The 25511-nt window shown below is 52.7% G+C and carries 18 protein-coding genes, 1 other RNA gene and 1 pseudogene; 12 read left to right on the top strand and 8 right to left on the bottom strand.

What is annotated here, in order from left to right:
- Positions 1-38: 38 nt before the first annotated feature.
- The 6 genes from ssrA to E5987_RS02215 all read right to left on the bottom strand — a co-directional run bounded on the left by ssrA (position 39) and on the right by E5987_RS02215 (position 7619).
- Positions 39-404, bottom strand: a transfer-messenger RNA (tmRNA) gene (ssrA, locus tag E5987_RS02240).
- Positions 405-442: 38 nt separating this feature from the next.
- Positions 443-4480, bottom strand: coding sequence for a DUF748 domain-containing protein (locus E5987_RS02235; RefSeq protein WP_160334459.1), 4038 nt, complete (start codon positions 4478-4480; stop codon positions 443-445).
- A gap of 65 nt (positions 4481-4545) precedes the next feature.
- Positions 4546-5229, bottom strand: a complete 684-nt coding sequence (locus E5987_RS02230; RefSeq protein ID WP_338143615.1) for an HAD family hydrolase — start codon at positions 5227-5229, stop codon at positions 4546-4548.
- A 14-nt stretch (positions 5230-5243) separates the two neighbouring features.
- The gene (locus E5987_RS02225) at positions 5244-5879 is read right to left on the bottom strand and encodes an OmpA family protein (protein WP_237178686.1); all 636 of its coding nucleotides are present in this window, start codon (positions 5877-5879) and stop codon (positions 5244-5246) included.
- 95 nt (positions 5880-5974) lie between these two features.
- Positions 5975-7315 (bottom strand): amidohydrolase family protein, encoded by a 1341-nt coding sequence (locus E5987_RS02220; protein WP_160334457.1) that lies wholly within the window; start codon positions 7313-7315, stop codon positions 5975-5977.
- The gene (locus tag E5987_RS02215) at positions 7305-7619 is read right to left on the bottom strand and encodes a HigA family addiction module antitoxin (RefSeq protein ID WP_160334456.1); all 315 of its coding nucleotides are present in this window, start codon (positions 7617-7619) and stop codon (positions 7305-7307) included. Before E5987_RS02215 ends, E5987_RS02220 begins: the two co-directional genes overlap by 11 nt.
- Positions 7620-7762: 143 nt before the next feature.
- On the opposite strand from E5987_RS02215, the gene gyrA reads away from it, so the two are divergent.
- The 11 genes and pseudogenes from gyrA to htpX all read left to right on the top strand — a co-directional run bounded on the left by gyrA (position 7763) and on the right by htpX (position 20998).
- Positions 7763-10555: a DNA gyrase subunit A gene (gene gyrA / locus E5987_RS02210; protein WP_160334455.1), complete on the top strand. Its 2793-nt coding sequence runs from the start codon at positions 7763-7765 to the stop codon at positions 10553-10555.
- The gene (gene serC / locus E5987_RS02205) at positions 10539-11606 is read left to right on the top strand and encodes a 3-phosphoserine/phosphohydroxythreonine transaminase (RefSeq protein WP_160334454.1); all 1068 of its coding nucleotides are present in this window, start codon (positions 10539-10541) and stop codon (positions 11604-11606) included. The genes gyrA and serC overlap by 17 nt, the downstream gene beginning before the upstream one ends.
- Before the next feature lie 14 nt (positions 11607-11620).
- Positions 11621-12742, top strand: coding sequence for a prephenate dehydratase (pheA, locus tag E5987_RS02200; RefSeq protein WP_160334453.1), 1122 nt, complete (start codon positions 11621-11623; stop codon positions 12740-12742).
- Positions 12739-13860, top strand: a complete 1122-nt coding sequence (hisC, locus tag E5987_RS02195) for a histidinol-phosphate transaminase (protein WP_160334452.1) — start codon at positions 12739-12741, stop codon at positions 13858-13860. Before pheA ends, hisC begins: the two co-directional genes overlap by 4 nt.
- Positions 13861-13862: 2 nt before the next feature.
- Positions 13863-14726: a prephenate dehydrogenase gene (locus E5987_RS02190; RefSeq protein WP_371873822.1), complete on the top strand. Its 864-nt coding sequence runs from the start codon at positions 13863-13865 to the stop codon at positions 14724-14726.
- Positions 14727-14746: 20 nt separating this feature from the next.
- A complete protein-coding gene (gene aroA / locus E5987_RS02185) occupies positions 14747-16042 on the top strand; it encodes a 3-phosphoshikimate 1-carboxyvinyltransferase (RefSeq protein ID WP_160334450.1) in 1296 nt (431 codons plus the stop codon).
- A gap of 2 nt (positions 16043-16044) precedes the next feature.
- Complete coding sequence (gene cmk, locus E5987_RS02180; protein WP_160334449.1) at positions 16045-16701, top strand: (d)CMP kinase; 657 nt, start codon at positions 16045-16047, stop codon at positions 16699-16701.
- Between the two features lie 91 nt (positions 16702-16792).
- Positions 16793-18490, top strand: coding sequence for a 30S ribosomal protein S1 (gene rpsA / locus E5987_RS02175; protein ID WP_160334448.1), 1698 nt, complete (start codon positions 16793-16795; stop codon positions 18488-18490).
- Between the two features lie 20 nt (positions 18491-18510).
- Positions 18511-18810, top strand: a pseudogene (locus tag E5987_RS02170) (integration host factor subunit beta); the annotation flags it as partial.
- Between the two features lie 166 nt (positions 18811-18976).
- Positions 18977-19969 (top strand): tetratricopeptide repeat protein, encoded by a 993-nt coding sequence (locus tag E5987_RS02165; protein ID WP_160334462.1) that lies wholly within the window; start codon positions 18977-18979, stop codon positions 19967-19969.
- A 138-nt stretch (positions 19970-20107) separates the two neighbouring features.
- Positions 20108-20998 carry a protease HtpX gene (htpX, locus tag E5987_RS02160; RefSeq protein ID WP_160334446.1) on the top strand — a complete coding sequence of 297 codons (891 nt, stop codon included), beginning with the start codon at positions 20108-20110 and terminating at the stop codon, positions 20996-20998.
- A 67-nt stretch (positions 20999-21065) separates the two neighbouring features.
- On the opposite strand, the gene E5987_RS02155 is transcribed toward htpX, so the two are convergent.
- Positions 21066-23609 (bottom strand): molybdopterin-dependent oxidoreductase, encoded by a 2544-nt coding sequence (locus E5987_RS02155; RefSeq protein WP_202074525.1) that lies wholly within the window; start codon positions 23607-23609, stop codon positions 21066-21068.
- Between the two features lie 150 nt (positions 23610-23759).
- On the opposite strand from E5987_RS02155, the gene E5987_RS02150 reads away from it, so the two are divergent.
- Positions 23760-24083, top strand: coding sequence for an FMN-binding protein (locus E5987_RS02150; RefSeq protein ID WP_160334445.1), 324 nt, complete (start codon positions 23760-23762; stop codon positions 24081-24083).
- Positions 24084-24117: 34 nt separating this feature from the next.
- Here the strand turns inward: E5987_RS02150 and E5987_RS02145 are convergent, their stop codons facing one another.
- Positions 24118-25509, bottom strand: a complete 1392-nt coding sequence (locus tag E5987_RS02145; protein WP_160334444.1) for an MATE family efflux transporter — start codon at positions 25507-25509, stop codon at positions 24118-24120.
- Between the last annotated feature and the right edge of the window lie 2 nt (positions 25510-25511).

Here is a 25511-nt window from a genome sequence, read left to right as displayed (position 1 = left end):
AAATCCCAGTCATCTTCCGACGTTCTGGGAATTTAAAATGGTGGAGGCGGCGAGAATCGAACTCGCGTCCAAAAGCTATCAGCAACAGCCTCTACGTGCGTATCTAATTCATTTAGATCTTACCGACAACCCTGCAAACTAGCGATGCCAGTTGCCGGCCAGTTGCTTTGTTTCGCCTCCGACGTCACAACTCCATCGGAGACTAGCTCTTATGCTATGTCGCTGCTGTCGGTTTCCCGACCCGGTCTAAGAGCAAACCGGTTGCAGCGTCTCACCGGACTTAGGCGGCGAGAGCGAAACGCTCATCGTTGGCGTTTATATTTTTGTAAGTGGTTTAGCGAGGAAACTACACCTCGGCACGCGTCCAATTACCTCATTGCCCCTGTCGAAACCATGTCGCCCCCACAGGAATCTTTCATTTTACATAAAATTCATCGCCCTATCAATTTTGAAGACCCAAAGCGACCCCGGGAACCTTTGTGTCGCCTTTTTGATCCTGCGGAGAAACGATAAACAAACGATCCGGATTGATCTTCTCAACATTGATCAGATAGTTCCTGACCGCATCCGCGCGCCTCTGCGCAAGCGATACATAATCCGCGGTCGCAACACGCTGATGCTCCAGCAGGAACTGATGCATCTGCTGTACGTCCGTAAGCTTTGGCTTGTCCGGAATTTCCGATTCGCTGTAAAGCGCTTTAATCGCTTGACTAATCTGCACCGGCGTAAGCTGCTTCATGTCTGTTGCGGCAGTTGAATCCCGATAAATGGCATAGCGCATCGAACGCATCAGCAGGCTCTCCTTCAGCCCCTGAGTGTCCTGCTTGTCATCGGCGATACCCATGATCTGAATCTTGATGCCCGGGCGCTCACTCATCGCTTTGGCCACAACCTTCAATGCGTCAACCGTCTTCGGACTCAGTTTGGCTGTGCCGGCGTCAAAGGCGAGATTATGAAGGTCTGCGTCACCGCCGCCAAACATCGAACCAATCAGAGCGAACGGCGCAGTCACCGCTTTGGTAATCAAGTTGGCAATGACTTTGACAATGATTCCGCCAATCGAGAACTCCGGATCATTCAGAGATCCGCTTACCGGAATGTTCAAGTCAATCTGACCGCTTCTGTCCTGGAGCAGGGAAACTGCCAGCCCGACAGGCATCGTGTTCTTGGCATTCGGTATCTCATTGCCGAATTCCAGTTTGTTGATGACCATGTTGTTCTCTGATTTCACTTCATCTTTGTGAACATCAAGGGAACCGTTGTAGGTAATCTGCCCCCGGACAATCGGGTAACCGGTAAATTCAGCAGAGAACGGAGAGAAGGTGGGAAGCGACAGCGACTGTACGGAGCCCTGCATCGCGACGGTCAGATTGGATGCAAACGGATTTACCGTGCCTTTCAGAGTCATCGGGGTTCCGTTTAGCGAACCATGTACGTCAACGTTCGCTTTCGAGTTCTTCGCTGTCGAGAAACCGGTCATGCTGCCGTCGATCTTGTTGGCGGTAATGTTAAATACCGGTGAGACGGAATTATCTGTAAAGCGAACGCGACCGGCGCTCAGAACCACTTTGCTAATGGTCATTGCGGGCAGATCGGCAGTGGGCGAAGAGAACTTAGCCTTTTTGCCGGTTTTCTTGGCGGGTTTTTCTGCGGGTTTGGAAGCAGGCGCCGCTTTTCCGCCCGGATCCGCTAAAGAGGCAAGATTGATTGCGCCGTTCTTCGCTCTGACAATCGTGACGCTCGGATTAGACGCCGTCAGCGAATTAATGTTGATTTGAAGCGGAGAAAGGCCGCTGATGCTGACGCCGGAAGCACTGAGCTTGGTAAGCGATGCGGCCGGTTCACCCTTTGCCGTCGTGACGTTAAGATTGCTTACGTCGCCTGAACCGTTGTAGCTGAAGCTGATCGGATCAGTTGCGGTGGAAAGCGTGACTTTGCCCTTGTTGGAGAAGGTGCCTTTGGTCACGTGGGCGCCGGAATACTGAGAGATATAGGGCGTCAGATCGGCAATGGACAGCGCGCTCGTAGTGACGTCCAAACTGGTCTTGAACGGGCTGATCACCAGATTTCCGCTCGCGCCGATATGCCCGCCGATAATGTTCATGTTCGCGCTGACCGCGGTCTGCGCAGATAAATTGTTACTGATCGGACCGGCCGAGGCGTTGATCGCGGAGATGACTTTGTGGAATCCGTTCGTTGCATCGGTAAAGTCGACAGAGCCTCCGCTCAGGCTGATCCTGCCGATCTGCCAGCCAAGCGGAGCTGATGAAGACGAAGAGGCTTTGGCTGGCGCCGGTTTCACCGCAGCAGCAGAGGCGGAAGGCTTTCTGCCCGGCTCGGCAAGCGTCATTAAGTTGATTGAATTGTCTTTTTCACGAATAACCTTGACGTTCGGACTTGCGATATTGATATCAGCAATCTTGACGTTGATCGGCGAAAGGCCGGAAACGTCGATGCCTTTGACTTCGGCACTCGCGACGGAAAGCGCTTGAGAGCCGTTCGGCTCATGAATCACAGCGCCGCTCAGACCTGCCTCACCGCTGTAATTGAACTTCAGCTCTTCATTCATGCTCAGGCTGAACTTGCCGCTGCTCGAGAATTTACCGCCTGCGATCTTGGCGGCGGAGAACTCCTGAATGTAGGGCGAGAGCTTCGGAACGGAAAGATCTTTTGTACCGAGATTCAGCTCAAGATCAAGAGGCGTTAAATCAAGCGTACCTTCGGCGGTAATGCTGCCCTCAAGCACATCAAGAGAAGCCTTGATGTCGCTCTTGTTTCCGGGCTGCGCGTTCAGCGAAGCCACTGAAGCGTTGATGTTTGTGACGTCATGATCAAAGCCGTTCGTCTTGTCAGAGAAATGGACCGTGCCTCCGCGAATGCTCGCTTTCTCAACACTCCACTTCCAGCCGGGGTCCTCCTGCGCGTTAGGTCCTTTGTCCGCGATGGATGGTTTGTCATGATTTACGTCTGACTGAGCTTCCTCACTCTTGGGCTCGATTTCATTCGGCGTGGGAGCTTCAGTCGGAACGGCTCCTGCACCAGTACTGCCGGATTCGGAGGTTTCCGCTGTCTTGCTCGATTCCGCGCCGGCAGTGGGTGCCTCAGGTGTTGATTCGGCAGCGTGAGCCGAACGCATCAGCATATTCAGAGCCGCTTCCTTCTGAGGCGTCATTTCTGTCGAGCTTTCTGAAGCCTTCTCAGGCAAAGCTTCTTTAGCTTTTTCCTCAGGCTTCGCGGGTTTCGTCTGCGCTGTCTCCGGCGGTGTCTCAGTCGGTGCGGCCGCATTGTTTTCTGTCGGTTCTGCCTTGGTTTCTTCCGACTTAGCGGCTTCAGGTTTTACTTCCTTGCCCGCAGCTGTCGGTTTTGCCTCAGGAGCCTTTTCCTCGCTGACGGCTTCAGAGTTGGCAGCTCCGGCGCTTTCTTCGGGTTTTGCGTCTTTCAGAATATGAGTGGCAAGCTCAGCCGCATTAATGCCTTTGGCCGTACGGATAATTTCAAATTTCGGTTCCTGAAACTGTACTTCGCCAAGCTCAAGAATCTGCCTGAATAGAGAGAACTCTTTCAGATTGATGTTGATTTCACGGAAGTTCGCGATCTGATAGCCGTTGGCGTCAAGATCATCCTGAATCGAAAGGTTCAGAATCTTTAATGTGCCTCTGAGTCTCAGATAGCCTTCCTGCTGATCGACAGTCTTGGCAAAGTCAAGATTCAAGGCGGCATCCATCGTGCCGGATGTGACCTTCGCGTTCAGCGGTATCGGATTAAAAGAAGCGGCGTTCTCAAGGTTGAGCCCTCTGAGAGTGAAGTCGACACCGGTCTTGAGCGAGGGAACAAAGAGTTCGCTTGAAGCGTTAATCGAGAAGGGCTCGCCGTTAAAGTTGAACTGAAGCTTCGGCTGCGTCGGGTTGTCCACCTCGGTCTTGAAATTCGAAATCAGAGGAACCGCTAAGTTGATGTCGGTGAATTTGTCGACCTTATCTCTGAACTTGTCATCGAGCGTGATGGAGGAATTGATCAGAGAAACATTATCAATTTCAAATCTGACCGGATCATCATCCTTTTTCTTGTCCTCATCTTTGTCTGAGGGCATTTTGGCGATCTTGTTGATGATGTCGCTGAAATTAAAAGTGTCAAGGCCCGTGCGGATGATGTTGGCTTCAAAACCGTCGAGCGTGACATGATCCACAATCGGAGAGAATTTGACGAGCGATTTCCAGTTGAGCTTTGTGTCAAGGGACTTCAGCGCCATAAAGGCCTGCGGTTCTCCTTCTTTTTGGATCCTCAGGCCGTTGGCGGTCAGCTGCAGTGTAAAAGGATTGAATTTGACCTCGTCAAGCGTGATTTTGCGGTCGGTAAACGGCTCTGCATACTTCTTAATAGCCCACTGTATGCCCGAAGGAACGCCCCAAAAACCGCCTGCTGTGTAGACAGTCGCCAGAGCCGCGGCCACGCCGGTCGTAATCCAAATCTTTTTACTCATACTTCTTATCCCTCGTGATAAAAAACCAACACGCAGAATCTTGCTAGTTAGAAGTATGAATGACGCTAGATGTTAATTTCCAAGATTTGACTCGGATTGCGCACGATCGCATCCGCTTTCCACTCCTCGACACCAACGGGAGAGCCGAGATAGCCCCATTGAGCGGCAATGGAAAATACATGAGCGGAATTCGCAGCCTGAATGTCTCTCAGGTCGTCTCCGACATATACCGCAGATTCGGCCGGTTTCTGAAGAAGACGAAGCGCGTGAATGATCGGCTCCGGATGCGGTTTGCTCACACTGAGCGTGTCGCCGCAGACTACCGCGCCGGGCGTAAGTTTGAGATGCTCAATCAGCGGCAGCACAAAACGAGCGTGCTTATTGGTGACGATGCCCCAGGCAAAGCCCTTTGCCTCAATCGAATTGATGAGCTCGAGAATGCCTGCAAAAAGCTCTGCGTGGTCCGTCATATGTTCCTGGTAGTAGTCCAGAAATTCGTTTGCGAGCGCTTTATAGCCGGGATCTTCCGGTTTGATGCCGAAGGCCGCGCCGAGAAGCCCGCGCGCGCCGCTCGAAGCGGTCTTGCGAAGCACTTCAAAGGGAAGCGGCTCAAGATGCCGAACTTCTCTGAGATGGTTGGCCGCCGCGGCAAGATCAGGCGCGGAGTCAAGCAGGGTACCGTCTAGGTCAAAAAGATAGGTCTGAGGTGTCATGACAAAAATAAAGGGGCCTAAAGGCCCCTTTTTCACAAGTGAATTAGCAATTACTTGTTGCGTGTGCCCTTAACTTCGATAACGGCACGACGGTTCGGCTGCAGGCATTCAACAAGCTGTTTGAATGTCTTGATTTCGCCCTTGGCGGACGGGTTCGGGCAGTTGACGACAGGGTCAGCCTGGCCTTTGCCTTCAGCGTGGATGCGAGCGGCAGGAACACCGTGTTCGGCAAGGAATGTCTTAACAGCGTCAGCACGGCGCTGAGACAGTTTCTGGTTGTATGCAGCACCGCCGATACGGTCAGCATAGCCGTCGATCATGACGACGTCGAGTGTCAGGCCGGACATGCGGCTTGTGAGTTCTGTCAGTTTGGCAACGCCTTCGGGTTTCAGAACGGCTTTGTCAAAAGCGAACAGTGTGTCAGCGGAAAGAGTAATTCTTTCAGCGCCGGCTTCGCATTTGATGATGTCAGTGTCGCACTGGCAGTTCTGGCCAAGAGCGCCCTGAGCTTCGGCAAGAGCCGGAGTCCAGTAGCCTGTGCGGACGCACAGACCGAAGTTAGTCATAAGAGTTTGTCCGGCTGCCTGAACATAGGGGTTGGCAGGGGCAACAGCTGCGCAAACAGCTCCGGAAGCGGCCATTGCAACAGAAGCAACGAGCAGTCCCAATTTTGTCTTTGTATTCATCATTTTCCTCTTTTGATGCAGATAAAACCACACAATATGATACGGCATTTTCAGGAAACGGCCGTAATGCGTTCCGAGTGCTTACCACCGGAACGTCATCGAGAGCCGTCCTGTAGTATCTCACACACCCTATTCTGCCACGACATTAAGTCACTTTTTGTCAGTAACTCGCCGAGATCAGATTTTTGTGCGGATTTATGTTGTTTTTTCACAACACATCCGCCTTTAACCCAAACCTGATATACGCATTGTGCTTCAACCGCGTAAACAAGGCAGGATAAAACATCCAAAACGGGCACGGTTACAAACCGTGACAAGTCAATGGCAATTAGGTCGGCATCCTTCCCGATCTCGAGAGAGCCGACCCGCTCATCAGATTTTAGCGCTTTGGCCCCGTTTATTGTTGCCATTTCGATAATTTGATTTACATTCAGCGCGCACGGATCCTTGGAAAATCCTTTGGCAATCATCCCGGCTGTGCGCATCTGCTCAAACATGCTTAACGTGCACGCGCTGGCGGCTCCGTCTGTGCCAAGCGCCGTATTGACGCCCGCTTCAAGCAGTTTGGCGACCGGGCTCGCGCCGCATCCAAGCCGCATATTGCTTACCGGACAATGGATAACGCTTGCACCTGATTTGCTCAAAATCTCAATATCACGATCTGAAAGACTTACGCAGTGAACCGCTGCCGTGCTCTCATTTAAGCAGCCGATCCGAGATAAGTATTCCACCGGTGAGCATCCGAACGCTTTGATGGCGTTTTCGCGCTCTTCATCGGTCTCCGACAGATGAATCTGCCATGTGGTGTCAAGCGTTTGCGCAAGTTGCATCGATGCCTGAAGCGCTTCTTTGGAAACAGAGTAGGGCGCGTGCGGCGCTAAATTAATACTGAGAAGATCATCGTCGGCGGCTGACGCAAAGAGCTTTTCCGCGCCCTGAAGACACTGCGCCTCTCCGCTGTACTCTTTGGACGGAAAGCCGATCACAAACGCGCCTTCGACAACGCGAAGCCCGTTTCCCCTTAGGCCTCTTGCGGCTTCAGCGCCGTAAAAATACATGTCGTGGCACATGGTCGTGCCGCCGTGAATCATTTCCGCTCCGCCTAAAAGCGCACCCTGATAAACAAATTCCGGACTCATCAGTTTGCCTTCAATCGGCCAAATGCACTCGGTTAGCCACTGCGGAGTGGTCAGATCGGGCCCGACACAGCGAAGCAGATTCATCGAAGCGTGCGTATGACAATTAATTAAGCCGGGCATCAGAGCGCAGTTTTCAAGCTGCTCAATTTCGTCAGCTTCAAAATCCGCTAATTCCGAGATCGGAGCGATCGCTGAAATCCGACCGTCCCGGATCGCCAGAAAATGTCCTTCAAGAACTGCGCCTCGGGGCACGACCGGAATTATCCAGCGAGGAATAAGAATTTTGTCAGCTTTCATCGTTTGTCTCGGCTGCCGGGTTGAACGGCTTAATGTGTCTAAGTTCATCCTCGATGAGAGGACGCGTCCTGCTTAGCTCGTAGGAGGCCTGAGCCACTAAAAAGAAATTATCGTCTAATCCGAAATAGCGCGACAGGCGCAGCGCCGTGTCCGCGCTCACGCTTCGTTTTTCCGCAAGTATCTGACTGATGCGCGTCTGCGGCACGCCGATGTCTTTGGCAAGTCGATAAGGCGTGATGCCGAGCGGCTCTAAAAACACTGTTTTTAAAATCGTCCCGGGATGAATGGAAGATAAATCAATCATTAGTAACGTAATACGATAGTATCGTCTTACAATATCACATAAAAATCGATCAAAATAAGTTTTAGCATCGTTTTCGGTATTATTTGGCGTTTCGTCACGTAAAATTGACAGGTTAATTTTTGATGTCATAAAAGGATTTACAGATGGCTGACAACGATCAGAACGAAGACACAAAAGAAAAGCCGGAAGGCGAAGAAGGCAAGCGCCGTCCCCGCGGCCGCAAGACCGACCGCAGAGGCGAACCCGATTGGGCGCTGATTCGTGAGCAGGTTAATAAAGCGGAACGCGTTTCGCTTGAAGAGGAAATGCGCCGCTCTTACCTGGATTACGCGATGAGCGTCATCATGGGTCGCGCGCTTCCGGACGTGCGAGACGGCCTGAAACCGGTACACCGCCGTGTGCTGTTCGCGATGCATGAGCTGAACAACACTTACAACAGCGCGCATAAGAAATCCGCTCGCGTCGTCGGAGACGTGCTCGGTAAATACCATCCGCACGGCGACTCCGCCGCCTACGAAACGATCGTTCGTATGGCGCAGAGTTTCTCCATGCGCTATCCGCTGGTTGACGGGCAGGGCAACTTCGGCTCAATCGACGGTGACGGCGCTGCGGCGATGCGTTACACCGAAGTTCGTTTGGCAAAGATTTCTTCTGAAATGCTTGTCGGTCTCGAAGAGGACGCTGTTGATTTTGTACCGAACTACGACGGTAGCGAAAAAGAGCCGACGGTTCTCCCGACGCTGCTTCCGGAGCTGCTGGTCAACGGATCGGCCGGTATCGCGGTCGGTATGGCGACCAATATTCCGCCGCACAACCTCTCTGAAACAGTCAACGCGTGTCTGCTGATGCTTGAGCATCCGGATGCGACGATTGATGAGATCATCAAGGTTCTTCCCGCGCCGGACTTCCCCACAGGCGGTATTCTTTACGGTCTTGCCGATGTGCACGAAGCCTACAGAACCGGTAAAGGCAAAGCGGTGCTTCGCGCCAAAACGCATATTGAAGAATGGGATAACGGCAACCGTGAATCCATCATCATCGACGAAATCCCTTATCAGGTGAATAAGCGCCTGCTGCTGGAGAAGATTTCTCAGCTCGGCAGTGAAAAGAAAATCGAAGGTATTTCCTACGTTCGCGACGAATCCGATAAAACCGGTATGCGCGGCGTTATCGAGCTCAAACGCGGCGCCAACGCCAACGTTGTTCTCAATCAGCTTTATAAGAACACGCAGCTTCAGGATTCCTTCGGCATTAACTTGGTCGCTCTGGTGAACGGTCAGCCGAAACTGCTCAATATCAAGGAAATTATTCAGGAATTCCTCTTCTTCAGAAGAGAAGTGGTGAACCGCCGGACACGCTTCCAGCTCGATAAGGCGATTTCCAAGATCTATTTGGTGGAAGGCCAGGCGGTCGCGCTCGCCAACCTCGATGAATTCATTGAGATCATCAAGACATCAGCCAACGGCCAGGAAGCCGAGGCTCGTCTGCTCGCGCGCGAGTGGCCGGCTGAAATTGCCGCTCAGCTGATTGAACGAGCTCAGATGGATAAGAGCGAAATGCGTCCGAAGGGCGAGGATCTCAATCTTGGTCTCACCGATCAAAAGACTTATCGACTGAGCTCGCTTCAGGCAAGAAATATTCTTCAGATGCGCCTGCAGAGCCTGACCGGTCTCGAGCAGGACAAGATTCGCGGCGACTATCAGGCACTTGCCGATCAGATTGTCGATCTCAACGATATTCTGAGAAAACCCGAGCGCGTGACACAGATCATTGCCCAGAGTCTGAGAGATATTCAGGCTCAGTACGGCGACGAACGTCTGACAGAGATCGTTCCGTTTGCCGAAGGTGTTAAGACGAAAGATCTGATTCCGCTTCGCGAAATGGTGGTCACCATGACCGATACCGGCTACATCAAGAGCCAGGCTTCGACCGAGTACCGCGCTCAGAAACGCGGCGGACAGGGTAAGAAAGCGGCTCAGATGCGCGAGGGCGATCTGATTAACCAGCTCTTTGTGGCGACTACCCATGACGTGCTGCTCTGCTTCACGAATAAAGGCCGCATGTACTGGCTTAACGTCTGGGATGTTCCGGAAGGCTCTTCGGCTTCCAAAGGCAGACCGATCGTTAACCTCCTTGAACTCGTGGAGGACGAAAAAGTCACGGTTGTCCTTCCGATCTCCGACGAGGACTACGACAAAGACTGGTACATCTTTATGGCAACCGCCTCGGGTACCGTTAAGAAGACTCCGATCGGCGACTTTAGAAATCAGCGCAGGGCGGGCATTATCGCCATCAACCTGCTTGAAGACGACGTGCTGATCGGCGCGGCTGTCACTGACGGCAGGCACGATGTGATGCTCTTCAGCGACGACGGCAAGGCGGTACGCTTTGCCGAAGACGAAGTCCGCAGCATGGGCCGCGCTGCAACCGGTGTCCGCGGTATGCGTCTTGAGTTCGGACAGAAACTGATCGCGATGCTGGTCGCGGGCGACGATGACATGACAGTCCTTACCGCTACCGAAAACGGTTACGGCAAACGTACTCCGATTGCGGACTACACCCGCCACGGCCGCGGCACTAAGGGCATGATCTCTATCCAGACGTCGGAACGCAACGGCAAGGTGGTCGCAGCGCTCCTCGTCAAGGATGAAGATGAAATCATTCTTCTTACCTCCGAGGGCAAACTCGTGAGAACACGCGTCAGCGAAATTCGCGTGATGTCGCGCAACACTCAGGGCGTCACACTGATTTCTATGGCTTCCGACGTTCACCTGGTCGGCCTGGAACGCGTGACGGAGAACGATGACGGAGATGCCGCTTCGGATGAAAACGCCGTAGAGGCCGAAGTCATTTCCGAAACAGCGGCAGAAGAAAAAGAGATCGAAGAGAAAGACCGCGAAATCATCGAGGAAGAAAAAGATGACGAGAATTTATAACTTTGCCGCCGGCCCTTCGGCCATGCCGCTCAGCGTGCTTGAGCAGGCGGCAGCGGAAATGACGGATTGGCACGGCTTAGGTCTGTCCATCCTCGAAATGAGCCACCGCAGCAAAGACTTCATTGGTATCTACCGTGAAACAGTCTCTCTGCTGCGTGAGCTTTACGGCATCCCTGATGAATACGAAGTCATGTTCCTTCAGGGCGGCGGTCACTTAGAGTTCGCTATGGTCCCCATGAACTTCTCCGTGGGCGGCTGCGGCAATTATGCGGTGAACGGGGTCTGGAGCAAGAAGGCCTTTAAGGAAGCTCAGAAGATCGGAGAAGCGGCCGAAGCGGCCTGCGTCGATCTCAGAGCGCCGCGTCAGGACGAAATCAAGCTGACGGAGAACGCTTCCTACCTGTACTACTGCTCTAATGAAACGGTTAACGGTATCCGCTACTGGTATACGCCCGAAGTGTCTGTGCCCCTGATTGCGGACATGTCAAGCGACTTTCTTAGTCAGCCGGTCGATGTCCGCAAGTTCGGTCTTATCTTCGCGGGCGCTCAGAAGAACTTCGGACCGGCGGGGCTCACCGTCGTCATCGCGCGCAGAGATCTGCTCGGAAGAGCCGATCCCTCGACACCGACGATGCTCGACTACGAAACCTACGCAAAGAGCGAATCAATGTACAACACGCCGCCCACCTTTGCGATCTACATCGCCAATCTGGTCGCGCGCTGGCTGCTCGATCAGGGCGGTGTCAAGGAAATGCAGCGCCGCTCTGTCATTAAGAGTCAGATCCTTTACGATCTGATCGATCAGTCCGAGGGCTTTTATTACAACAACGTGGAGAAGATTTCCCGTTCACGCATGAATGTCGTCTTCAACCTCAAAGACGAGTCACTAAATGACGAATTCGTACGTCAGGCCTATGAGAAGCGTCTTGCCAATATTAAAGGGCACAGAATTCTCGGCGGCATGAGAGCTTCTCTGTACAACGCCGTCAGTATCGAGGCGGTGGAAGTGCTTGCCGACTATATGAAGAAATTTGCCGAAGCTCACAGCTAAGGAGAAGACTCAGAATGAACATTGATGAAGAGCTAAAACCCCTTCGCGCTCAAATCGATGAAATCGACGCTCAGATCGTTGAGCTTCTGAATCGAAGAGCTGAAGTTGTAAAGAAGGTCGGTGCGGTTAAGGGAAGCACTAATGCGCCCGTTTATCGTCCCGACCGGGAGGCCGAAGTGCTGCGCAAAGTTTGGGCGCAGAGCAAAGGCGCTATGACGGAAAAGGGCATCAGCAGCATATTTAAAGAGATTATGAGCGCCTGCCGCGCGCTGGAACATAAGGCGCGCGTCGCTTACCTCGGGCCTCAGGGCACGTTCAGCGAGCTTGCGATGCTTCGTCAGTTCGGAGCGGGTGTGGACGGCATTGCCTGTGAACGCATTGATGATGTGTTTCATGCGGTGGAAGCGGGCAGCGCCGACTACGGTATCGTCCCGATCGAAAACTCGACTGAGGGCGCGGTCAATCGCTCGATGGACTGCCTTCAGCTCACGAATCTGACGATCATTGCGGAGACCTCAATCCCGATCAACCATAATCTTCTGACAACGTCCGGCTGTATGGACGGCGTCAAGCGCGTTTACTCCCATCCACAGTCGCTCGGACAGTGCGTGAGCTGGCTGAACCGCCACTATCCGCAGCTTGAGCGGGTCCCCGCGGCAAGCAACGGCGAAGCGGCTCGTCTCGCTTCTTTGGATCCGGAATCCGCCGCGATCGCAGGCGAAGCGGCTGCTGAGCATTACGGACTGAAGATTGCTTATCCGAGCATTCAGGATCAGTCCACCAACCGCACGAGATTTGTGGTGCTCGGTAAAGAAGGAACGTCACCCTCTAAGGCGCCGGGAAAAGACAAAACATCCCTGATTATTTCCGTACCGCATAAAGCCGGAGCGCTCTTTCAGGCGCTCAAGCCGCTCTATGACCACGGCGTTTCAATGACGCGCTTTGAGTCGCGCCCGGCCAAACGCGGTTCATGGGAATATTTCTTCTACGTGGATATTGAAGGTCATTGCGATGATCCCAAGGTACGCAGCGCACTGGATGATTTCCGCAGCAGCTGCGCTTCATTTAAGAATTTAGGCTCTTATCCGATTGCCAATGAAGAAAGCGGATCAGAAGACAAAGGAACAAAGTTATGAGCGAAGAACAAACAATCCAAACCCCGCTCTGGGTTCAGGAACTGGATAAATACAAGGCGAGCAAGCCGATTGAGGACGTTGCTGCGGATCTCGGCCTGAAGCCGGAAGATATTATCATGCTGGTCGCCAACGAAAACCCGAACGGCATGAGCGACAAGGTTAAGGAAGCGGTCTCTAAGGCGGTCTTCAGCCTGAACCGTTACCCGGACGCGGACTCCTACCATCTGCAGAAGGCGATTGCCGAGAAGTACGGCGTGCCTCAGGATTGGGTTGTGATCGGAAGCGGCTCGAGCGAGCTTCTCGGACTGGCGGCACAGACGGTGCTCTCCGTCGGCACAACTGCGATTTATCCGCAGTACTCCTTCTCGCTTTATCCGATGGTGGCGCGTCTTTGCGGTGCTGAAACGATTGAAGTGCCGGCAACAGACGACTACAACGCGGATCTGCAGGCGATGCTTGACGCGATTGACTCGAGAACCCGCCTGATTTTCCTGACCAATCCGAATAATCCGACCGGAACGTATTTGGCCGAGGACGACATCCTGCAGTTCCTGGATCAGGTTCCGCCGAATGTTATGGTGCTCTTTGACGAGGCGTATGTGGAATTTTTAGAGCCTGCGCTTCAGTGCGATTCTGTCGAAATGGTCCGCAGACACCCCAACGTGATGATCGCAAGAACTTTCTCCAAGGCATACGGGCTGGCGGGCGCCCGCGTTGGGTACGGTATTGCGCAGCCCGAGCTTCTTTCTCTGCTCAACCGCGTGCGTCATCCCTTTAACGTGAATGATCTATCTCAGATCGCCGCTCTTGCCGCGCTCAAGGATCAGGATTTTGTGAAGAAGACGCTCGAAGTTAACAAAGAGGGCATTAAATTCCTGACCGAAGCGTTCGATCAGCTTGAACTGCCTTATATGGGGCTTCATGCGAATTTCATCACAGTCCGCATCGGCAGCCATGCCGATGAGATTGTCGATTATCTGCTGAAGAAGGGCATTATCGTGCGCCGTATGCGCTCTTATGACCTTCCTGAATGGGTTCGCGTCACGGTCGGAACACCCGAGCAGAACGAGAGATTCCTCGAGGTTCTCAAGGAAGGTCTGAACAAGTTCGGAGAGTAGCTTTGGCAACAATGTCTGTATTGGGCTGCGGACTGATCGGCGGATCCGTAGCCCTGAGCTGGAAAAAGGCGGGTCTTGTCGATCATGTAATCGCCTTTGATATCAATGAAGAGAACCTGAAAACCGCGCTTGAGAAAAAGGTCGCTGACGAATGTACCCTCTCCCTTCGCGAGGCGGTTGAGAAATCCGATATTATCGTCGTGTCCGTGCCTGTCAAGGCGATGGAAAGCGTTTTTGCCGAAATCGGCAAGTACCTTAAAAAGGGCGCGGTGGTCACTGATGTCGGTTCCACCCGCGGCTCGGTCATTGCGGCCGCGCGCAAGGGGCTCGGAGATAAATTCAATCAGTATGCGCCCGCGCATCCGATCGCGGGCGGCGAGATGCCGGGCGTCGAGTACGCCGATCCCGATCTCTTTCTGAATAAGGTTGTGATCTCCACGCCTGCCGAGGGTATGGATCCGAAGGTTGTCGAACTGATTACGGAGAACTGGAAAAAAGCGGGCTCCAAAGTTCAGGAGATGACGCCCGAGGAGCATGACAGAATTTTTGCGTCCGTCAGCCACCTTCCGCATGTGCTTGCTTATGCGCTTGTTGACATGATCGCGAAGGAGCCTTCCGCGCACGTCAAATTGAAAATGGCGGGTGCGGGATTTAGAGACTTCACCAGAATCGCGGCGAGCTCACCTGTGATGTGGCGCGATATCTGCATCAGCAACCGCGACGCGATTTCCGAGGAGCTCCGCAGCTATCGCAAAGAGCTTGACGCGCTCCAGAAATATATTGATGAGGGCGACGCTCAGGCCATTGAACGCGTGTTTGAGAACGCGATGCGTAATCGCCGCGGACTGGTTTTCCCCGGCAAATAGCAGTAAAAAGGATTCTATTTATGAATGAATGTCTCAGAGTCAGTCCGATTTCAGCGGTTAGAGGCTCGGTGAGTCTTCCGGGTTCTAAAAGTATTTCCAATCGGGCGCTTCTCCTGTCGGCTTTATCCGACGGCGTCACTGAGGTGCGAAACCTTTTGGTGGCGGAAGATACCGAAATGATGCTTGGCGCGCTGCGCGGGCTCGGAGTCGGATTTGAGCAGAATGAAGACGGCATGATCGTTAAGGTGACGGGCTGCGGCGGAGCATTCCCGGTTAAAAAAGCCGATCTCTTTCTCGGCAACGCGGGAACCGCTATGCGTCCTTTAGCCTCTTCGCTCGCTTTCAGCGGCGGGGAATACACGCTTGACGGGGTTGCCCGCATGCGTGAGCGTCCGATCGCGCATTTGGTTGAAGCGCTCAACGCACTTGGCGCGAAAATTTCATATTTAAACGAAGCAGGTTTTCCACCGATCAAAATTGAACCGGCGTTTCACATTCGAGGAAACCTCGCGCACATTCGCGGAGATGTCTCCAGTCAGTTCCTCTCAGGACTTCTGATGGCTGCGCCTCTGCTTGCGCCGGAGGAAGGCCTGAGGATACGCGTAGACGGCGAACTGATCAGCTCGCCGTACGTCTCGCTGACGTGTCGTCTCATGGAGAAATTCGGTGTGACGGTAAAAACAACGGAGAAAGACTTCCTTGTTCCTCGTGCGCGCTACAAATCGCCGGGCGTTTTTGAAGTGGAAGCAGATGCTTCGAGCGCATCGTATTTCCTCGCGCTTGGCGCTCTTGTCGGACCTCTCAAAGTGGAAGGGGTCGGACAGGACAGCGTTCAGGGAGACGCTGCTTTTGTGGAGTATCTGGCAAAGATGGGCGCATCGGTTACCCGCGGTGAAAATTGGATCAAAACCGCACCGAATCCTTATGCGAAAAAACTCCACGGGATTGACGCGGATGTGAGAACCATTCCGGATGCGGCAATGACGCTTGCGGCTATTGCGCCGATGTGCGACGGCGAGACGACGCTCAGAGGAATCGGCAGCTGGCGGGTTAAGGAAACCGACCGTATCGCCGCGATGGAAAAAGAGCTGAGCAAAGTCGGCTGCAAGGTGGAAAGCGGCGAGGATTGGATTCGTATTACACCGCCAGAGAAACTGCAGAGCGCGACGTTTGACACTTACAAAGACCATCGCATGGCAATGTGCATGTCCCTGATCGCGGCGGGCGGTGTTCCTGTATTTATTAATGATCCGAAGTGCGTCGCAAAAACTTTTCCGGATTATTTCACTCGCCTTTCAACAGTGGTGGAGAATTAAGAATGGCAGATATTATCGCGATTGACGGACCGGTCGCTTCGGGCAAAGGCAGCGTTTCGGCCGGTGTCGCCAAAGTTTTAGGTTTTCATGTTCTGGACAGCGGCGCGCTTTACCGACTGGCGGGGACAGCCTGCGTGAAAGAAGGTGTATCGCTTGACGATCAGGCTGCCGTGACGAAAGTCGCAGAAAATATGAAACCGCTTTTTAAGGACGGCAGAATTTATCTGAACGACGAAGATGTGACAGATGTTATCCGTACTGAAGAAGCGGGATTAAACGCGAGTCAAATCGCGGCCTATCCTACGGTTCGGGACGCGCTTTTTCAGCTACAGAGACGCTGCGCGCAGGAGCCGGGGCTTGTGGCTGACGGCAGGGATATGGGCGCAGTGGTGTTCCCGGATGCCTGTCTTAAAATTTTTCTTACAGCTTCGGCCGAATCTCGTGCAAAGAGACGTTATAACCAGTTGAAAGAAAAAGGAATTGATAGTAAAATCGACGACCTTGTTTCTGACTTGAAGGAGAGAGACCGACGCGACACTGAGCGCGCGGTAGCCCCGCTCAAGCCGGCGGAAGGCGCGAGGATATTGGATTCCTCTGAACTTACGCTTCAGGAAACCATAGATAAAGTTCTCTCATGGTATCGGGAGATTAGGCCCTAAAAAGCCCTTTAATTTTGATGCCCCTATCGTCCATGGTGGCCGATGGGAATTTTTAACCGCTTTATTTCGATAAAGCAAACCATTTACATTCATGACCAACACTACAACCAAACCTACCGAAAGTTTTGCTGAGTTATTCGAGCAGAGTATCGCTAAGCAGGAAATGAAACAGGGCGAAGTCATCCCTGCAGAAGTTGTCCGCGTTGATTACAACTACGTTGTTGTTAACGCCGGCCTGAAGAGCGAAGCCTTCATTCCTGTTGAAGAATTCAAGAATGACCGCGGCGAAGTTGACGTCAAGGTAGGTGACTTCGTTTCCGTCGCTATCGAAAACCTCGAAAACGGCTACGGCGACACCATCCTGTCCCGCGATAAAGCTAAGCGCCTTGCCGCCTGGCTCAACCTTGAAAAAGCCCTCGAATCCGGCGAGCTGGTTACCGGTACCGTTACAGGCAAAGTTAAGGGCGGCCTGACAGTGATGACCAACGGCATCCGCGCATTCCTGCCGGGTTCCCTCGTTGATACACGTCCCGTTAAGGACACCACACCCTACGAAGGCAAGACCCTTGAATTCAAGGTTATCAAGCTTGATCGTAAGCGCAACAACGTTGTTCTTTCCCGCCGCGCGGTTGTCGAAGCCTCTATGGGCGAAGAAAGAGCCAAACTTCTTGAAACACTCAAGGAAGGCGCTGTTGTTAAGGGCATCGTTAAGAACATCACTGACTACGGTGCATTCGTTGACCTTGGCGGTATCGACGGTCTTCTGCACATCACCGACCTCGCATGGCGCCGCGTACGTCATCCGAGCGAAGTTCTTGAACAGGGCCAGGAAATCACAGCCAAGGTTCTCAAGTTCGACCAGGAAAAGAATCGTGTTTCTCTCGGTATCAAGCAGCTTGGCGAAGATCCCTGGATCGGTATCGCCCGCCGCTACCCGCAGGGTACACGTCTCTTCGGCAAAGTCACCAACATCACTGACTACGGTGCTTTCGTTGAGATCGAATCCGGTATCGAAGGTCTTGTCCACGTTTCCGAAATGGATTGGACAAACAAGAACGTCGATCCGAAGAAAGTTGTTGCTCTCGGCGACGAAGTTGAAGTCATGGTTCTCGAGATCGACGAAGAACGCCGTCGTATCTCTCTCGGCATGAAACAGTGCAAGCCGAATCCTTGGGAAGAATTCGCTGCTTCTCATCAGAAGGGCGACATCGTCAAGGGCCAGATCAAGTCCATCACTGACTTCGGTGTCTTCATCGGCCTCGAAGGCGGTATCGATGGTCTTGTTCACCTCTCTGACCTCTCCTGGACAGAACCCGGTGAGGAAGCTGTTCGCAAGTACAAGAAGGGCGAAGAACTCGAAGCTATGGTTCTCACCATCGATGTTGAACGCGAACGCATCTCCCTCGGTGTTAAGCAGATGAGCGGCGACCCGTTCACCAACTTCTGCTCTGCTCACGAAAAGGGCACTGTTGTGACAGGTACTGTCAAGAGCGTTGACGCCAAGGGTGCTGTTATTGACCTCGGCAACGACACTGAAGGCTATCTGCGCGCCAGCGAAATCGGCACAGATCGTGTTGAAGACGCCAGAAACGTTCTTAAGGAAGGCGATGAAGTCACCGCCGCCATCGTTAATATCGATCGTAAGAACCGCTCCATCCAGCTCTCCGTCCGTGCTAAGGACCAGGCTGAAACGCGTGAAGCGATGGCTAAGATCGGCAGCGATGAATCCAACTCTGGTACGACTAACCTCGGCGCTCTTCTCAGAGCAAAACTGGATCAGTCTAAATAATTACCAGAGAGCTTTAAGAAATGACCAAATCTGAACTCATCGCACTGTTGGCAAACGACCCCATGGTTATTGCCAATCGTCTGACGGTCAGGGATGTTGATGATGCGGTTAACTCCATCCTCAACGCCATGACTGCAGCTCTTGCGCAGGGCAGTAGGATCGAAATCCGCGGGTTCGGAAGTTTCTCGTTGAATTACAGACCGCCTCGTATCGGTCGTAATCCGAAAAGCGGTGCGACCGTTGAAGTTCCCGCAAAAATCGTGCCTCACTTCAAAGCAGGCAAGGAAATGCGTGAACGAGTGGATAACTCTGTTACTGAAGAGTAATGAGTAAGCGATTTCAATAAAGCGCCCGGCCCGGCTGAATAAGCCGGGCCTTTTTTTTGCCGAATATTTTGTTCTTTGTCCCGATATAAACATCATTAGCGCTCAGCGAGGTAATGAGAATTACAATGGCAGGACAGTGAAAGCTCCCTCGTGGAGCACAATGACAGATAGATTATTAGACAGAGTGCGTAAAGTTATGACAACTGAAAATACGGTCAATGATCCGCAAAAAGTTTTGGATGAAGCCGCGCAGCTGCGCGGACAGGGCAAATTCTCCGATGCGATAGGTCTGCATCAGCAGTTAAGCGTTGATAAGAATATCCCTCTTCAGGTTCGCATCGATGCCCTGAAAGAACTGGCGATTGATTTTCTGAAAGCGGGGATGTTTGATCGAGCGGAGGCTGCTTATGAAGAACTCGCCGATCAAACGGAAGAGCTTCGTATCGAGGCCGATAAACAGCTTCTCAAGCTTTATGAAATGACGAAGGATTGGAATAAGGCGGTCACTAAGGCTGAAGAGCTTCAAAAAATTACAAAAGAGCAGTATCAATCCCGTATTGCACAGTTTTACTGTGAACTTGCCGCCATCAGTCTGAAGTTAAAGAAACCCGAAGAAGCGGAAAAAAATGTCCTTGAAGCGTTAAAAGCGGAACCGACAAGTGTTCGCGCGCGAATCCTGCGGGGCGATATTCTGAAGGCTAAGGGTGAGACCGACGCGGCAGTTAAGGCCTGGCAGGAAGCGGTCAAAGATTCTCCTAATCTTGAGAGTCTCGTCGCAGTTAAGATCTTCCCGACGCTCGCACTTCAGGGCAAAATGCAGGAAGCGGTTGGATATGTGCTTCAGGCCGCTCAAAAGGATCCTGCAATCTTGAATTTGGCCGCCTTTATGATCGTAAAAGCGGGTAAAGGCGAAGATGCTGTCTCAATGCTTAAAGCCGTGCCGGCACAGGGGCCGGCTGCCAACGCGATTTCTGCGCTCATCAGCGCGGTTGAACAAACCTTGAAGCGGCAGGCTGCTGCCGGAAAGAATCCACTTATTCCGACCGGACTTTCCGAATTTAAGTGCAAAGAATGCGGCTTTAGAACCCACAGTTATTTATGGCGTTGCCCGGCTTGCGGAGCATGGGATACGATGGACTTGGAAAAGAAATAGGCGCCTGCGGGGGGATTTTTTAAAAAAGAGCAAAATTGGAAACAATTTATCATTCTTTTTTATGACAAAAATTCCTCTCAGTACCCGATAATAGTGGGATAAACATAACCTTTTTTAACCGAGGATTGATCAGTAGATATGTTAAAAAGAATAGGCTTTTTCCTTCTGACCAACTTAGCTGTTCTCGTCGTACTTGGCGTTGTCCTGAACATCGTTTCAGCTGTGTTCGGAATTAATTTCGCCAATGTTGCAGGCGCAGGCCAGAACTTAGGCACGCTTCTTGTCTTTGCCGCCATTGTTGGCTTCAGCGGCTCCATCATTTCTCTTCTGATGAGCAAAATGATAGCTAAACGCACTATGGGCGTTCAGATGATCGATGTCCAAAATCCGGCCAACAAGCTTGAAGCCTGGCTGGTCAATACTGTGCATTCACATTCTCAGAAAGCCGGTATCCCGATGCCGGAAGTCGGTATTTACGAAGGCGAAGCAAACGCCTTTGCGACCGGTCCGACAAAAAATTCTGCCATGGTTGCGGTTTCCACCGGTCTTCTTTCGAGCATGAATAAAGAAGAAGTCGAAGCCGTGCTTGCACACGAAATCGCGCACGTTGCAAACGGCGACATGGTCACTATGACTCTGATTCAGGGCGTGACCAACACATTCGTAGTCTTCCTTTCCCGAGTGATCGGTAACTTTGTTGACCGCGGCGTTCTGCGCAACGAAGACGACGCTCCCGGCATCGGCTATTACGTGACTTCGCTTGTCCTGGATATCGTGCTTGGATTCCTTGCTGCGATGGTTGTGGCTGCCTTCTCTCGTCACCGCGAATTCCGTGCTGATGCGGGTGCTGCTCAGATCATGGGTTCTTCTGCTCCGATGATCAATGCGCTTGCCAGACTCGGCGGTGTTCCGACCGAGGAGCTTCCGGCTGCAGTTAAAGGCTTCGGCATCATGGGCAACATCGGTGAACTCTTAGCGAGCCATCCGCCGATTGAAGCTCGTATCGCAGCGCTTCGTGAAATGCGCTGATCCCTGTACTAAATCAGCAGATAAGACAACGGCCGCGTAAGCGGCCGTTGTGCTTTTCAGTTACGGATTATTCCGTGTATTCCAGCTCTTCCCAGACATAGACTGAGGGAAGCTCTCCTGTGTATTTAACAACGTCAACCAAGCCGGAGGAGGCGATATTGCCGCAGGCGAGGTTTGATGTCGGAACGTCCATACTCAGCGTATTGGAGTTGCCGTGGATATCGAGCAGAGTACCGTCTTTCATCTTCTTCGGTGCGTACCATGCGCCGTGATGCAGAACGACAGCATCCTTGCGGACTCGATCCGTGACATAGGCGCCGGCCAGAGCCGCGCCTCGGTCGTTTTTGACCATGACGATGTCACCGTTCTTAATGCCTCGGGCAGAAGCGTTATCCGGATGAATCCAGAGCGGTTCACGGCCTCTGATATCCGCAAAGTAATGGCCGACAGCGCCGTCAAGCTGGCTGTGCATACGATAGCGGCTCTTGCAGGCCATATAGGAAAGCGGATACTTGCGGTTCGGAGTATTAAGGCATTCCGTCGGTTCGAGATAACTCGGATGACCTAAGCAGTCTTTGTAGCCGTAAGAGTGGATCTTCGGGCTGAAGATCTGAATCTTGCCGCTTTCCGTTGAGAGGTCGTTTGTTTCAGGATCCGCTCTGAAGTCGGCAAAGGCGACGAAGTCTCTGTCGGCCGGTTTCACGTCATAGAGGAAGTAGCCTTTCTTCCAGAAGTCTTCAAAACTCGGGAGCGCTACACCCATCTTGGTTCCAAGCTGACGGGATTCCTCGTAGACACGTTTAATCCATCCCATTTCGTCAAGACCTTCTGTGAACTGCTGTTCGCATCCCATGCGTTTAGCAAGCTGAGAGAAGATCCAATAGTCGGGTTTGGATTCCCACTGCGGTTCAATCGCCTGCTGCATCGCGACAAGACCATCATTGGAGTAGGTACCGATGTTGGTGATGTCGTTGTGTTCAAACTGCGTGGTTGCGGGCAGCACGATGTCCGCATGACGTGCAGTAGCGGTCCAGACGTTGTCTGTGACCACAACGGTTTCAGGTTTCTTCCAGGCTTCGGCAAGCTTATTGGTCTGAGGCTGATGCGCAAACGGATTGCCGCCTGCCCACATAACCATTTTCACTTCCGGATATGTGACCTTAGTGCCGTTAAAGTCGATAGTCTTGCCCGGGTGCAGGAAGCATTCAACAAATCGGGCAACCGGAATGACTTTGCTTCCTTTCCAATTCTGGTTAAAGGGAAGAACCGGCTTAACCGCGCCCGAGATACCGCCAAGGAACGGACCGTAAGCCACCGGCGAGCCGCCGTTGGAGTACTGATAGTTGGTTCCGATGCCGCCGCCGGGCAGACCGATCTGACCAAGTACGCTTGCAAGCGTAAAGCCCATCCAGTGCGGCTGTTCGCCGAATTGGATGCGCTGAATGCCCCAGCCCATCATGATCATGGTGCGGTTTTCCTGCAGCTCATGCGCCAGTGAAACGATCTTCTCAGCAGGAACGCCGGTGATCTTGGCTGCCCATTCAGGAGTCTTCGGAGTGTTGTCGCTCTTGCCGAGCACGTAGTCGAGGAATTTATCGTAGCCGGAAGTGTATTTCTTCAGGAATTCCTTATCCGCTTTACCGCTCTTTTCCAGTTCGTAAATCATACCGAGCATCAGGGCGCAGTCAGTGCCCGGAACCGGAGCGATCCATTCGCTGCCGAGGTATTCGCCGGTATCGGTGCGGATCGGATTGATGTCAATGGTTTTGATGCCGGATTCTTTAAGCGCACGGAAGTAGCCTGCGCCGTTATGAAGCGTAGTCAGCCAGTCAATGTCATTGGTGACGAGCGGGTCACACCCCCAGAGCACGACGCGTTTGCTGTTCTTGAGTACATTGTCCCAGCTTGTAGAGCGGGGATCGGCAACACCGATAACATAAGGAAGAATGCGGCCGATAGCAGCGGTCGAGTAGCTGTTGATGCAGCCGATAAAACCGCCGCAGAGATTCAGTAGACGCTGCTGCAGGTTGATTGCAGCATTGATCTTGCCGGTAGACATCCAGCCGTAGGAGCGGCCGAACATTGAGCTTGGACCGTAATCCTTGTAAACGCGCTTCATCTCTTTGGCAACAAGATCCAAAGCCTGATCCCAAGTGACGCGGACCCAACGATCGTTTCCGCGCTTATCGCGGGAGGCGGGGCCGTTTTTAAGATAACTTTCTCGAACCATCGGGAAACGAATGCGGCTCGGAGAGTAGGGTAGCTCGCAGAGGCTGTTCATGTTCGGAGTGGGCGCGTAGTCGTACTCGAAGGGCAGCAGAGCGACCATTTTGCCGCCTCTGACCTGAGGACGCACAAGCCCCCAGCGGCAGGCGGTAATGCACGATCCTTCATTAATCGGTGATTTTCCAAGACTGAATGTTTCTGTCAGCGCAAGATCGGGCAGCGGCTGCGGATTTGCTGCATACTGGGCAGCGCTTCCTGTGGCGGCCGGATAGTTGGCGGCGTTATTTTGTGTCGGTGCAGTCGGTTCGGCCGCGTGGGATGTGGCGGCTCCGACCCCTGCTGCCATGGATGCGGCAATGAATGTACGACGGGAGAGTTTCGTCATGCATTTCTCCTATGATCTTTGGGTTAAGATTAAAGGACTTCACGGTCCGATCTAAATGATAATGATTTTCGATTAGACTGGATATATAGTAGTTTTCTGAATTGTCTTTTTCTTATTTTTTTATTTATTTTTCAATATATTGGGTGATATATGAGAAAGAGCCTTTGTGCCGCAGCGCTTCTGTGTTTTGCCGCATCCGCATCAGCGGCTTATAAAGATGGAACCTATGTCGGTGTTGGAAACGGCAAAGGTGGAAGAACGAAAGTCAGCGTTGTGGTAAAAGACGGAAAAATCTCTGATGTCAAAATTCTGAGACACTCCGATACGGACGCAATTATGGCAGGACCTGCCGCGGAGCTTCCCGCAGCGATGGTCAAAAACAATACGCCTGACGTCGCGGATGTGGGCGGAGCGACGGAATCTTCTCACGGAATCAAACAGGCGGTAAAAGACGCGCTTTCCAAAGCGCAGTAAAAATAAAGGAGGCTCTTGGGCCTCCTTAACTTTTTTAGCGGATCCAAACCGGCTGACCAAGCTCCTTCTTTTTGGCCACACGGACCGCGAAGATGCCGACAATAGAACCTGAAAGAATCAGACCTCCCGTGATCGCAGACCAGTAGCCCGCAGCCCCGAGCGGCTCCGGTGTCAGATAATCGGTAAACGCCAGAATGCTTCCAAATCCCAAACCGAAGCCCCACAGGAAGACGCCGTAGAGCACCATCGGCAGTACTGTAATTCGATAGCCGCGCATTGCAAAGCTTCCGACACAGTTAATGGCGTCAAATACGTGGTAAATCGAGCAGAACGCAATCAGGGAGGCTGCAACAGCGATGACTTCCTGATCCTTGGTATAGAGACCGAGGAAGAAATACTTGAAGAAGTACAGCAACAGAGCGACGCAGACCGCCAGACAGATAGCAAATTTCAATGTTCTCTTGGTGGCTAGACGCGCATTCTGAGGACTGTTTGCTCCGATCGACTGCGCAACCAGCACCGAGCTTGTGACACCGATAGCGAGAGGCGCCATGTAAAAGAGTGAACTGAGGTTGGACACGATCTGGTGCGCTGAAACGATATCTGCGCCAAGACGAGAAATGAAAATCGTCATGAACGTGAAAGACGTCACTTCAAAGAAGGAAGAAAGCCCGATCGGAATACCGAGCCGCAGCAGATTGGCAAGCGCCTTGAGGTCCGGTTTGCAGATTCTTTCCTGACGCATCTTTGCGTAGAAGCTGTCATAGTGCCAAATGGCCCAATAAAGCGTGCAGCTGAGAAACGCATTAATGGTCGAAGAAATCGCGCATCCTGCGCCTCCGAATCCCGGAATGATCCACCAGCCGAAAATAAACGCGTAGTTTGTCGGGATCTTAAACAGCAGCATCAGAAGTGCAATCCACATCGCCACTTTCGGGCGAGAGACCGCGGCGTTAAGCGCCATGTAGGCTCTGCCGCACATCGCTGCAGGAAGTCCGATGGCGTTGATGATCAAAAAGCTTGAAGCGACTTCGGCGACGCGCCCTTGAGCATTGGTGAGAGTCATCCAAAGCGGCGTATATGTCATCAGCGCGATCGCAATGACCGAGAGACACATAGCGAGCCAAATGGTCTGATGAAGCTCATAGCCGATTCGTTTATGGTTTGCGGCTCCGAAATGATGTCCTGCAATCGGAGATAAGCCCTGCATGACACCAACCAGCGCAATAAATACGGAAACCGTAACGGCCAGGCCGATGGCTACGCCGGCAAGGTCCTGTGCTCCTAAGTGGCCGGTCATCAGTGTGTCAATTGTGGCGCCGCCTACAATCGCCAAGTTGGAAATCCAAATTGGCAAAGACAGCCTCAGGATTGACCAGTAGCTCGTGTCCGGCGGCTGCAGCCGCGGCAAAACTCGTGTTGTCATAC

Source organism: Parasutterella muris (assembly GCF_009767915.1).
Taxonomy (GTDB): domain Bacteria; phylum Pseudomonadota; class Gammaproteobacteria; order Burkholderiales; family Burkholderiaceae_F; genus Parasutterella; species Parasutterella muris.
This window is presented reverse-complemented; position numbering and strand designations above follow the sequence as displayed.